Genomic DNA, 12642 nt, shown 5'->3' with positions numbered 1-12642 from the left:
GCCGTCCTACTCCACCTCCAGCTCCAGAAGCCGGTCGTCGCCCTTCACGGGGGTGCCGCGGCCGTCGGTCTCGCTCGTGGTCAGCCAGAGCCGGTCGCCGCCCGCGGAGACGACCGTGCGGAGGCGGCCGTACCTGTCCGTGAGAAAGGCCTCGGGTGCCGCGGACGCCTCGGTGCCGTTCAACGGGACGCGCCACAGGCGCTGCCCCTTGAGGGCCGCCATCCACAGGGACCCCTCGGCATAGGCGAGCCCGCTCGGAGAGGCCTCGTCGGTGTGCCACTGGACGATCGGATCGTGGTACCTGGAGTCGTGGCCGATGCCTTCCACCACCGGCCAGCCGTAGTTGTCGCCCGGCTTGATCTGGTTCAGCTCGTCCCAGGTGTCCTGGCCGAACTCCGAGGCCCACAAACGCTGTTTGTCGTCCCAGGCCAGACCCTGGACGTTGCGGTGCCCGTACGAGTACACGACCGAGTCGGGGAACGGATTGCCCGGCGCGGGCTCGCCCTCCGGCGTCATGCGCAGGATCTTCCCGGCGAGCGACTTCCTGTCCTGGGCCAGGCCCCGGTCACCCGTCTCGCCGGCGCCCGCGTACAGCATTCTGTCCGGGCCGAAGGCGATCCGGCCACCGTTGTGGATCATGCCCTTGGGGATGCCCTTGAAGATCGTGTCCGGTGCGCCGAGCTGCTCGCCGGACGGCCTCCGCCCGTCGTACAGCATGCGGACGATGCGGTTGTCGGACGCCGTGGTCAGGTACGCGTAGACCATGTGGTCGGAGGCGTAGTCCGGCGAGAGGGCTATGCCCAGGAGACCGCCCTCGCCGGCCGGGGCCACCCCGGGCACCTCGCCCAGCAGTGTCTTCCTGCCGGTCTTCTCGTCGATCCGGGTGATCGTCCCCTCGTCCCGCGAGGACACCAGCAGACCGCCTCCGGCCAGCGGCGCGAGGCCCCAGGGGGTGTCGAGGTCCTCGGTGACGGTGCGCAGGACCTTCACCGAGCCCTTCGCGGGCGGTGTCGCCTCGGCGGTGGCGCTCTGGGCGGACGACGAGTGCGGGGCCGGGCTCCCGGCGCCCGCGGACGTGCCCGGGCCCGCCGGACCCGGCCGGCCGCCGGAGGAGCACCCTGCCGTCACCAGGAGCGCGGTCGTGGCCAACACGACTGTCACTGCTCGAACTTGCACCATCAATGTCCCTTCGACGCGGCGGTCCCCCTGTTCATACACCGCTCGCGTTCCCCGGGGTCCCGGTCCCGGCCGGGCGATCCGCGCCGGGCTCCGCGATCGCCGGTCAGTCCCAGGATCCCAGCGCCCCCGGCAGCGCCGCCACCTCGGCGAGATCCTCCGCCGTCAGCCGCAGTCCGGCCGCCCCCGCGTTCTCGACGACCCAGCGCTCCCGCTTGGCCCCCGGCACCGGGACGACGTGCGGACCCTGCGCCAGCACCCACGCCAGCGCCACCTGCGCGGGTGTGACGGGACGGGCACCGTCCCCGTGCCGTCGCGCGACGCGTCGCAGACCGACGACGATGGGCTGGTTCGCCGCCATCATCTCGGCGGTGAAACGGGGATGGCGGGCCCGCGGATCGTCGGGCTCGAAGCCCTCGCCGGGGGTCAGCGTGCCGGTCAGGAAGCCGTTGCCGAGCGGCATCGCGGCGAGGAACCCGACGCCGCGCGCCGCACACCACGGCAGCAGCGCGTCCAGCGCCTCCGCCGACCACACCGACAGCTCGGCCTGCACGGTGCTCACCGGGAAGACCTGCTGAACCCGCTCCAGCAGCCGGACCGTTCCGTCGTGCGGCCGCGCCCCCGCCCGGCGGCCGGACCCCGCGCCCACCGCGCACAGCCCGAGCGAGCGGACCTTTCCGGCCGCGACGAGCTCGGCCATCGCGCCCCACGTCTCCTCGACCGGCACTTCCGGGTCCGCGCGGTGCAGCTGGTAGAGATCGATCACGTCCGTCTGGAGCCGGCGCAGCGACGCGTCGCAGGCCCGTTTCACGTAGCCGGGGCGGCCGTTGGCCACGAGGTGCTGATCACCCACCAGCAGACCGACCTTGGTCGACACGAAGGCCTCGGAGCGCCGCTCCTTCAGGACGCGCCCGACGAGCAGCTCATTGGTGAAGGGCCCGTACATGTCGGCCGTGTCGAGCAGCGTCGACCCCCGGTCCAGTGCCGCGTTCACCGCGCGCAGCGACTCCTCACCACGCTGTTGCGACCCTGTGTAAGCCCAGCTCATCGGCATGCATCCGAGTCCGACCGCCCCCACACCGAGCGCCGCCGCCCCGATCGTTCTGCGCTCCACCTGGCCGTGATCCTCCTTCTGCGGGTCCCCAACCTAACCTGTGCGCATGGGCGCCTGGCATAACCTCCCGACCATGACTTCCGATGTCTGGCTCCCCTTTCACGCGGACGAGATCGACGGACTCCCCGAGGGCCCCGACTACCGTTTCTGGGACGGCGGCCAGGAGTTCCCCGCGGATCCCGCCGACTGCGTGTTCTATGTCGTGCCCTACATGAAGCCGCCCGCCGTCTCGCGGCGGCCGATGGCCGAAATGACCTCGCTCCGGGCCGTGCAGACCCTCTCCGCCGGTGTCGACCACGTCCTGCCGAGCCTCGACTCCCTTCCCTCCGGCGTGGTGTTGTGCAACGCCCGCGGGGTGCACGAGGCGAGCACCGCGGAACTCACGCTCGCCCTGATCCTCGCCTCGCTGCGCGGGATCCCCGACTTCGTGCGGGGCCAGGACAAGCGGGAGTGGCGCACGGGCTTCCGTCCCTCGCTGGCCGACAAGTCCGTTCTCATCGTGGGGTACGGGTCGATCGGGTCCGCCATCGAGGACAGGCTCGTGCCGTTCGAGCTCGCGCGGGTCGCGCGCGTCGCACGCTCCGCCCGTGCCACGGCGCGCGGTCCCGTGCGCCCCCTCGCCGAACTGCCCTCCCTGCTCCCCGAGTTCGACGTCGTCGTGCTGGCCACGCCGCTCACGGACAGCACCCGCGGCCTGGTGGACGCCGATTTCCTGTCCCGGATGAAGGACGGCGCGCTCCTGGTGAACGTGGCCCGCGGCCCCGTCGTCGACACGGACGCGCTGCTCGGCGAGCTGAAGAGCGGGCGCGTCACCGCGGCCCTCGACGTCACCGACCCCGAACCGCTGCCCCCGGGCCACCCGTTGTGGCACGCGCCCGGCGTGCTCATCAGCCCCCACGTCGGAGGGCCGACCTCGGCGTTCTGGCCGCGCGCCAAGCGACTGCTCGCGGATCAGCTGACCCGCTTCGTGAACCGGGAGCCGCTGCGCAACGTGGTCCTTACCACCGGCACCTGAGCGACGCCCTGTCCGCTCGCCGTCCCGCCTCGGGCACGCTCCGCAGTTCTCCGGATGCGGGCTGTGCCGACATAGTCCCTGGTCGTTACGCAGCGTAGAGGAACTATGTCCCTGAGTGACGAGACTGGTGTATCGTCCCGACAGGGGCTGCGCCGCGCACCGTTCGGCGCCGGGGACGGACATTGAGACTGCGAGGGGGGCGACGGGCGATGTACGGCCTATGGACCAACGATCCGACGCGGCGGGGCCGCCGCCGACGACGACCCTGGCGCGCGGCCACGCACGGCCGCGGTCACGGCAGCCATCACCACCGCAGGCACCAGAGCCGCCGGAGGCACGGACATCCGGCGCACCGGGACCAGCGGGACCCCGGGGCGCGGACCGGGTGGGCCCGGTGAGCTCCCCAGGAGCGCTGCTGACCCGTCGGACGGTGTTCGACGGCGGGACGGGCCTGTTCTCGCAACTCGTGCTGGCCCTGGTGTGCGCGGCCTACGCCGTCGGTTCCGCGCTCGGCTGGGGCTCCCCGGGTCTGGCGCTGGTCATGGGCGACTTCGGTCTGAGCGCCGCCGCGGGCACCGCGGCGGTCTCCTGCTTCCTCTACGCCCGCAGCCGCCGCAGCCGCTTTCGGCCCGCGTGGCTGCTGTTCGCGCTCTCCTCGGCGATGGCCTCGCTCGGAAACCTGGTCTGGGGGTGGTACGAGGTCGTCCTCGACCGCCCCGTGCCCACCCCGAGCTACGCCGATCTGTTCTTCCTCTGCTTCGCGCCGCCCGCCATCGTGGGACTGCTGGTGCTCGCCAAGCGGCCCGTCACCCGGGCGGGCTGGGTGTGTCTCGCGCTGGACGCCTGGCTGATCGGCGGATCGCTGCTCACCCTGTCCTGGAGCCTGGCGCTCGCCCAGGCCGCCGAGTTCGACGGGCCGAGCGTCGCGCACACCGCGCTGTCGCTCGCGTACCCGCTGCTGGACATCGCGCTGGTCAGCATGGTGCTGGCGCTGCACTTCAGGCGCTCGTCGGTGAACAGGTCGGCGGTGAACACGGCGATCGGGGCGCTCGCCCTGACCGTGATGTGCGACGCGCTGTTCACCTCGCCCCTCCTGCACAACAGCTACCACTCGGGCCAGCTCCTCGACGCGGGCTGGTTCGCCGGCTCGCTGCTCCTCGCGTACGCCCCCTGGGCCGTCACCCGGCACGGGAACGAGGCGGAGGAGCACAGCGCCGAGGAGCACGGCGCCGAGGGGCACGTCACCGAGGAGCACGACAGCGGCGAGCACGGCATCGACGCGTACGGCCCGGACCCGCGCGGCCCGGACCCGCGCGGACCCGACGAGCCGGGATCGCAGGAGCACACGCGCGTGGCGCACGAGGTCATCCCGGGACAGCGCAGGGAAGGCCAGTACGGGCCCCCGGGAAGCCACACGTCGCCCGGACCCCAGGGGGCCCGTCCGCCGTACGGACCGGGAGCCCCGCAGGAGGGGCCCGGATCCCACGAGGGCCAGGGGCAGCACGGGGAGCCGGACCCCTCCCAGGGACCGCGGCAGGGCGGATCCGCGCCCGCGGACTCCCCGGGGCACGGGCCCGGCCGCTCTCCGGCGGCGCGTCCGATCACCGGATCGCTGGCCGCGCTGACGCCCTATCTGGCCGCCGCCGTCTGCACGTTGGGGATCCTCTACAACATCCTGAACGGACGCCGGGTGGACCGCGTGGTGCTCGTCACCGCCGGCCTCGTCGTGCTCGCCCTCGTGGTGCGCCAGGGCATCATGCTGCTCGACAACATCACCCTCACCCAGGAACTGGCCCAGAAGGAGAACCACTTCCGCTCCCTGGTGCAGGGTTCGAGCGACGTCATCATGATCGCCGCGCCGAACGGCATCCTGAGGTACGTCAGTCCGGCCGCCGCCGGGGTCTACGGCCGTGACGCCGAGGAACTCGTCGGCTCCGAACTCGCCTCGCTCATCCACCCCGAGGACCTCGGCTGCGTGGTCCACGAGGTGCGGCGCTTCCTCGCGGCCAGCCACGCCGAGGAACCCACCACCCGGATCGAGTGCAGGTTCCGGTCCGGCGACGGCGGCTGGCTCAACGTGGAGTCCACCGTCAACCGGCACCACGGCGGCCTCATCTTCAACAGCCGTGACGTCACCGAACGCGTGCGGCTCCAGGCGCAGTTGCAGCACAACGCCGAGCACGACCCGCTCACCGACCTGCCCAACCGCGCGCTGTTCACCCGGCGCGTCCAGCAGGCCCTGTCCGGGCGCCGCTCCACCGACCGGGGCACCGCCGTCCTCTTCATCGACCTCGACGGCTTCAAGGCCGTCAACGACACCATCGGGCACCAGGCCGGTGACGAGCTGCTCGTCCAGGCCGCCCGCAGACTCCAGGACTCCGTCCGGCACGGCGACACCGCCGCGCGGCTCGGCGGGGACGAGTTCGCGGCCCTCATCGTCGGTGACGGAGGCCGTGACCGTACCGCCCGTGAGCAGCAGGTACGGGAACTCGCCGACCGTCTGCGGATCAGGCTCTCCCAGCCCTACTGTATCGACGGCAACGATGTCCGGGTCGCCGCGTCCATCGGCGTCGGCTTCGCCGAACCGGGACTGGGAGCGGGCGAGCTGCTGCGCAACGCCGACCTCGCCATGTACCGGGCGAAGGCCGCCGGAAAGGGCCGCGTCGAGCTGTACGCGCCCCAGATGCAGCAGGACGTGGTCCGCAGGGCGGAGCTGGCGACCCGGCTGCGCTCCGCGCTCCAGGACGGCGAGTTCGCCCTGCTGCACCAGCCCGTGGTGTCGCTGGAGAACGGCCGGATCGCGTCGGTCACCGCGCAGGCGCGCTGGCGTTCCTCCCAGGGGGTGCTGTTCACGCCCGCCGAGTTCCTGCGGGTCGCCGAGGACGGCGAGAAGACCGCCGAACTCGGCCGCTGGATGCTCGACGAGGCCGTCGGGCAGGCCGCCGAGCGCACCGCCGCGGGGGCCGCCGTGCCGGTCTCGGTCCGGATGACCGCCCGGCGGCTGGTGGACCGCTCGATGCCGCTGGGTTCCGTGGAGTCCCTGCTGACCCGGCACGGGCTCGCCTCCGGCGGCCTGATCATCGAGCTGTCCGACACCGATCCGAGGGTCCCCCTGGACGAGCTGGAGCGCCGGCTGAACGCGCTCAGACGTCTCGGTGTACGGATCGCCCTGGACGGCTTCGGCAGCGGCTACGCGGCGATCACGGCACTGAGACGGCTCCCCGTGGACGTCCTGCGTCTCGACAGGAGCCTGGTCGAGGGAGTCGTCGAGTCGGCCCGGCTGTACAAGATCACCAGCGGGCTGCTGCGGATCGCCGCCGATCTGGGGCTGCAGTCCGTGGCCGACGGGGTGGATCTTCCGGAGCAGGTCGTCGCGCTGCGCGCGATGGGCTGCACCCACGGGCAGGGCATGGCCTTCTCCGGACCGCTGGACGAGTACCGGCTGCGCAGAGCGCTCTCTTCCGGCCACTATCCGGTGCCGATCGGACCCGCCGAGCCGGTGTTCGCGGGCGGCGGGGGCTCCGGGGTGTATACGAGTGGAGTGCCCGTCGCTCTCGGAGGCGGAACGGCCCTCCGCTCACATAATGAGACTCCCGTCCCACCTACTTGACAGTCGGTGTGTGCCGGGGGGAGGGTCAATGCCATGCGCACCCGAATTCTCGTACTTGGAAAGCGCGTCGGCTGAAGCTAGGTGGTCACCGGAAGGTTCCGGAACACCCAGCGACCGCACCCGGCGCGCTCCCCTCGCTTGCCTCACGGCACGAGGGGTTTTTTGTTGCACAGGCATCAGTCGTACACCGCACAAAAGTCGCAAAAACCCTCAGCATCGAGAAGAGAATGCCGATGACCGAGCAGGCCACCGGGGCCCACCATCCGCAGCCGCGGCCCCGTTCCGGAGGACACCAGTCCGCCCCCGAGCACGTCACGGGTGCGCAGTCCCTCATCCGCTCGCTCGAGGAGGTCGGGGCCGAGACCGTATTCGGTATCCCCGGCGGTGCGATCCTTCCGGCCTACGACCCGCTGATGGACTCCCGCCGGGTGCGGCACGTGCTCGTGCGCCACGAGCAGGGCGCCGGCCACGCGGCCACCGGATACGCGCAGGCCACCGGCAAGGTCGGTGTCTGCATGGCCACCAGCGGCCCCGGCGCGACCAACCTGGTCACCCCGATCGCCGACGCGCACATGGACTCGGTCCCGCTCGTGGCGATCACCGGGCAGGTCGCGTCCAAGGCGATCGGCACGGACGCCTTCCAGGAAGCGGACATCGTCGGCATCACCATGCCGGTCACCAAGCACAACTTCCTGGTCACCAAGGCCGAGGACATCCCGCGGACGATCGCGGAGGCCTTCCACATCGCCTCCACCGGCCGGCCCGGCCCGGTCCTCGTCGACATCGCCAAGGACGCCCTCCAGGCCCGGACCACCTTCCAGTGGCCGCCCACCCAGGACCTGCCCGGCTACCGTCCGGTGACCAAGCCGCACGCCAAGCAGATCCGCGAGGCCGCCAAGCTGCTCAGCCAGGCCAAGCGGCCCGTGCTGTACGTCGGCGGCGGCGTCCTCAAGGCGCACGCCACCACCGAGCTGAAGGTCCTCGCGGAACTCACCGGAGCGCCCGTCACCACCACCCTGATGGCGCTCGGCGCGTTCCCCGACAGCCACCCGCTGCACGTGGGAATGCCGGGCATGCACGGTTCGGTCACCGCCGTCACCGCGCTGCAGAAGGCCGACCTGATCGTCGCCCTCGGAGCCCGCTTCGACGACCGCGTCACCGGCAAGCTGGACAGCTTCGCCCCGTTCGCCAAGATCGTCCACGCCGACATCGACCCGGCCGAGATCGGCAAGAACCGCGCCGCCGACGTGCCGATCGTCGGAGACGCCCGCGAGGTCATCGCCGACCTGGTCCAGGCGGTCCAGAAGGAGCACAGCGAGGGGAACACCGGCGACTACACCGCCTGGTGGAGCGACCTCAACCGCTGGCGCGAGACCTACCCGCTCGGCTACGAGCAGCCCGACAACGGCCAGCTCTCGCCGCAGCAGGTCATCGAGCGCATCGGGCAGCTCGCCCCGGAGGGCACGATCTTCGCGGCCGGCGTCGGCCAGCACCAGATGTGGGCCGCGCACTACATCCAGTACGAGCAGCCCGCCACCTGGCTGAACTCCGGTGGCGCCGGAACGATGGGCTACGCGGTCCCGGCCGCGATGGGCGCCAAGGCGGGACAGCCGGACCGCACGGTCTGGGCGGTCGACGGCGACGGCTGCTTCCAGATGACCAACCAGGAACTCACCACCTGCGCCCTGAACAACATCCCGATCAAGGTCGCCATCATCAACAACGGCGCCCTCGGGATGGTCCGCCAGTGGCAGACCCTCTTCTACAACCAGCGCTACTCCAACACCGTGCTGCACAGCGGCCCGGACGCGGACGGCAAGCAGCCGAGCGCCGGCACCCGCGTCCCCGACTTCGTGAAGCTGTCGGAGGCCATGGGCTGCTACGCCATCCGCTGCGAGTCCCCGGAGGACCTCGACAAGGTGATCGAGGAGGCGAACTCGATCAACGACCGCCCGGTCGTGGTCGACTTCATCGTCCACGAGGACGCGATGGTGTGGCCGATGGTCGCCGCAGGCACCTCCAACGACGAGGTCATGTTCGCCCGGGACGTCCGCCCCGACTTCGGCGACAACGAAGACGACTGAGAGAGAGCCGAGTCAGACCCATGAGCAAGCACACCCTCTCCGTCCTCGTCGAGAACAAGCCCGGTGTCCTCGCCCGGATCACCGCCCTGTTCTCCCGGCGCGGCTTCAACATCGACTCCCTCGCCGTCGGTGTCACCGAGCACCCCGAGATCTCCCGCATCACCATCGTGGTGAACGTGATCGAGGAACTCCCGCTCGAACAGGTCACCAAGCAGCTCAACAAGCTCGTCAACGTCCTGAAGATCGTCGAGCTGGAACCCGGTTCGGCCGTTCAGCGGGAACTCGTTCTGGTGAAGGTGCGCGCCGACAACGAGACGCGCTCCCAGATCGTCGAGATCGTCCAGCTGTTCCGCGCCAAGACCGTCGACGTCTCCCCGGAGGCCGTCACCATCGAGGCCACCGGCGGCGCCGACAAGCTGGAGGCCATGCTCAAGATGCTGGAGCCCTTCGGCATCAAGGAACTCGTCCAGTCCGGCACGATCGCGATCGGACGCGGGGCGCGTTCGATCACCGACCGGTCGCTGCGCGCACTGGACCGCTCGGCCTAGGCCAGGAGAACACCGGTGTACGGGCGGGCCGCTCACCCGGTCCGCCCGTATACCGAGACCAGAGAACCTCACTTCCCCCGCCCGCCGTACGGTGGGACGCAACACCGGAAATACCGGAAAACAAGGAGAACCCCAGTGGCCGAGCTGTTCTACGACGACGACGCCGACCTGTCCATCATCCAGGGCCGCAAGGTCGCGGTCATCGGCTACGGCAGCCAGGGCCACGCCCACGCGCTGTCGCTGCGCGACTCGGGTGTCGACGTCCGCGTCGGTCTGCACGAGGGCTCCAAGTCCAAGGCGAAGGCCGAGGAGCAGGGCCTGCGCGTGGTGACCCCGTCGGAGGCCGCCGCCGAGGCCGACGTCATCATGATCCTGGTGCCGGACCCGATCCAGGCCCAGGTCTACGAGGAGTCCATCAAGGACAACCTCAACGACGGCGACGCGCTGTTCTTCGGCCACGGCCTGAACATCCGCTACGGCTTCATCAAGCCCCCGGCCGGCATCGACGTCTGCATGGTCGCCCCCAAGGGCCCGGGCCACCTCGTGCGCCGCCAGTACGAGGAGGGCCGCGGCGTCCCCTGCATCGCGGCCGTGGAGCAGGACGCGACCGGCAACGCCTTCGCGCTCACCCTCTCGTACGCCAAGGCCATCGGCGGCACCCGCGCCGGCGTCATCAAGACGACCTTCACCGAGGAGACCGAGACCGACCTGTTCGGTGAGCAGGCCGTCCTCTGCGGTGGCACCGCCGCCCTGGTCAAGGCCGGTTTCGAGACGCTGACCGAGGCCGGCTACCAGCCGGAGATCGCGTACTTCGAGTGCCTGCACGAGCTGAAGCTCATCGTCGACCTCATGTACGAGGGCGGCCTGGAGAAGATGCGCTGGTCCGTCTCCGAGACCGCCGAGTGGGGCGACTACATCACCGGCCCGCGCATCATCACGGACGCCACCAAGGCCGAGATGAAGAAGGTCCTCGCCGAGATCCAGGACGGCACGTTCGCCCGTAACTGGATGGACGAGTACCACTCGGGCCTGAAGAAGTACAACGAGTACAAGACCCAGGACGAGAACCACCTCCTGGAGACCACCGGCAAGGAGCTGCGCAAGCTCATGTCGTGGGTCAACGACGACGAGGCGTGAGCCGTACGACGGGGGGCCGGGGCGGCATGCTCCGGCCCCTTCGTCGAACCCCCGGTAACCCCGGTGGGCACGGTGTTGGACATCCCGTCCAGCCACGGACGGGTGATCCTTCCGCGGAGGCGCAGGACGACCTCCGCGGCGCCACTACACTGCTGCACATCAACAACGCGTCAGGCCCACAGCGTCGTGCGTCTTCCACGCGGCTCGAGCGGCCCCCCAGAAGTGCAGGCACACCCCGGGGCCGCTGTAAACCCTCCACCGCCTGCGGCCGTCGGGACGGCCGTCCGCATTGGACTTGTGAGGACTCACGTGAGCTCGAAACCTGTCGTACTCATCGCTGAAGAGCTGTCGCCCGCGACTGTGGACGCCCTGGGCCCGGACTTCGAGATCCGGCATGTGAACGGCGCCGACCGCGCCGAGCTGCTGCCCGCCATCGCCGACGTCGACGCCATCCTGATCCGCTCGGCCACCAAGGTCGACGCCGAGGCCGTCGCCGCCGCCAAGAAGCTGAAGGTCGTCGCACGAGCCGGCGTCGGCCTGGACAACGTCGACGTCTCCGCCGCCACCAAGGCCGGCGTGATGGTGGTCAACGCCCCCACCTCCAACATCGTGACCGCGGCCGAGCTGGCCTGCGGTCTCCTCCTCGCCACCGCGCGGCACATCCCGCAGGCCAACACGGCGCTGAAGAACGGCGAGTGGAAGCGCAGCAAGTACACCGGTGTCGAGCTCGCCGAGAAGACCCTCGGTGTCGTCGGCCTCGGCCGCATCGGCGCGCTCGTCGCCCAGCGCATGTCCGCGTTCGGCATGAAGGTCGTCGCCTACGACCCGTACATCCAGCCCGCGCGGGCCGCGCAGATGGGCGTCAAGATCCTCACCCTCGACGAGCTGCTCGAGGTCTCGGACTTCATCACCGTGCACCTGCCCAAGACCCCCGAGACCCTCGGTCTCATCGGTCACGAGGCGCTGCACAAGGTCAAGCCGACGGTGCGCATCGTGAACGCCGCGCGCGGCGGGATCGTCGACGAGGAGGCGCTGTACGCGGCGCTCAAGGAGGGCCGCGTCGCCGGCGCCGGCCTCGACGTCTACGCGAAGGAGCCCTGCACGGACTCCCCGCTGTTCGAGCTCGACGAGGTCGTCTGCACCCCGCACCTCGGCGCCTCCACGGACGAGGCGCAGGAGAAGGCCGGTATCTCCGTCGCCCGCTCGGTGCGCCTCGCCCTCGCCGGTGAGCTCGTCCCCGACGCGGTCAACGTCCAGGGCGGCGTCATCGCCGAGGACGTCAAGCCCGGTCTCCCGCTCGCCGAGAAGCTCGGCCGCATCTTCACCGCCCTCGCGGGCGAGGTCGCGGCCCGCCTCGACGTCGAGGTGTACGGCGAGATCACCCAGCACGACGTCAAGGTGCTCGAACTCTCCGCGCTCAAGGGCGTGTTCGAGGACGTCGTCGACGAGACCGTGTCGTACGTCAACGCCCCGCTGTTCGCGCAGGAGCGCGGCGTCGAGGTCCGCCTGACCACGAGCTCGGAGTCCCCCGACCACCGCAACGTGGTCACCGTGCGCGGCACGCTCAGCGACGGCCAGGAGATCGCGGTCTCCGGCACGCTGGCCGGCCCGAAGCACCTGCAGAAGATCGTCGCCGTCGGCGAGTACGACGTGGACCTCGCGCTCGCCGACCACATGGTCGTGCTGAGGTACGAGGACCGTCCCGGTGTCGTCGGCACCGTCGGCCGCATCCTCGGCGAGTCCGGCATCAACATCGCCGGCATGCAGGTCGCCCGCGCGGCCGTCGGTGGCGAGGCCCTCGCGGTCCTCACCGTCGACGACACGGTGCCGCAGAGCGTCCTCACCGAGCTCTCCGAGGAGATCGGCGCGACGTCGGCGCGGTCGGTGAACCTCGTCTGAGGCGGATCCGCGACGGCTCGCCGTGCGCGAGCGAGGGCCGGGACACCCGCGGGTGTCCC

At 70.8% G+C, this 12642-nt stretch carries 8 protein-coding genes; 6 read left to right on the top strand and 2 right to left on the bottom strand.

The window, feature by feature from the left end; genetic code table 11:
• Positions 1 to 6: 6 nt before the first annotated feature.
• Together ACFYW9_RS13665 and ACFYW9_RS13660 are read right to left on the bottom strand one after the other, a co-directional pair.
• Complete coding sequence (locus ACFYW9_RS13665; RefSeq protein WP_389148774.1) at positions 7 to 1179, bottom strand: PQQ-dependent sugar dehydrogenase; 1173 nt, start codon at positions 1177 to 1179, stop codon at positions 7 to 9.
• Positions 1180 to 1282: 103 nt separating this feature from the next.
• Positions 1283 to 2290, bottom strand: coding sequence for an aldo/keto reductase (locus ACFYW9_RS13660; protein ID WP_389148771.1), 1008 nt, complete (start codon positions 2288 to 2290; stop codon positions 1283 to 1285).
• A 73-nt stretch (positions 2291 to 2363) separates the two neighbouring features.
• Between ACFYW9_RS13660 and ACFYW9_RS13655 the strand changes: the two genes are divergently transcribed.
• From ACFYW9_RS13655 to serA, 6 genes are all read left to right on the top strand, one after another.
• On the top strand, positions 2364 to 3305 hold the full coding sequence (locus tag ACFYW9_RS13655) for a 2-hydroxyacid dehydrogenase (RefSeq protein ID WP_389148768.1): 942 nt from the start codon (positions 2364 to 2366) through the stop codon (positions 3303 to 3305).
• Positions 3306 to 3525: 220 nt separating this feature from the next.
• Positions 3526 to 6915 carry an EAL domain-containing protein gene (locus ACFYW9_RS13650; protein WP_389148765.1) on the top strand — a complete coding sequence of 1130 codons (3390 nt, stop codon included), beginning with the start codon at positions 3526 to 3528 and terminating at the stop codon, positions 6913 to 6915.
• Between the two features lie 227 nt (positions 6916 to 7142).
• Positions 7143 to 8999 (top strand): acetolactate synthase large subunit, encoded by a 1857-nt coding sequence (locus ACFYW9_RS13645; protein WP_389148762.1) that lies wholly within the window; start codon positions 7143 to 7145, stop codon positions 8997 to 8999.
• A 20-nt stretch (positions 9000 to 9019) separates the two neighbouring features.
• Positions 9020 to 9547 (top strand): acetolactate synthase small subunit, encoded by a 528-nt coding sequence (gene ilvN, locus ACFYW9_RS13640; RefSeq protein WP_037622651.1) that lies wholly within the window; start codon positions 9020 to 9022, stop codon positions 9545 to 9547.
• A 135-nt stretch (positions 9548 to 9682) separates the two neighbouring features.
• Positions 9683 to 10684, top strand: coding sequence for a ketol-acid reductoisomerase (gene ilvC / locus ACFYW9_RS13635; RefSeq protein WP_389148758.1), 1002 nt, complete (start codon positions 9683 to 9685; stop codon positions 10682 to 10684).
• A 309-nt stretch (positions 10685 to 10993) separates the two neighbouring features.
• Positions 10994 to 12583 (top strand): phosphoglycerate dehydrogenase, encoded by a 1590-nt coding sequence (gene serA, locus ACFYW9_RS13630; RefSeq protein ID WP_389148753.1) that lies wholly within the window; start codon positions 10994 to 10996, stop codon positions 12581 to 12583.
• Positions 12584 to 12642: the final 59 nt, after the last annotated feature.

The organism is Streptomyces sp. NPDC002698 (genome assembly GCF_042888945.1).
GTDB lineage: Bacteria > Actinomycetota > Actinomycetes > Streptomycetales > Streptomycetaceae > Streptomyces.
Note: the sequence above shows the minus strand (reverse complement) of the source record. Positions and strands in the feature narration are given on the sequence as shown.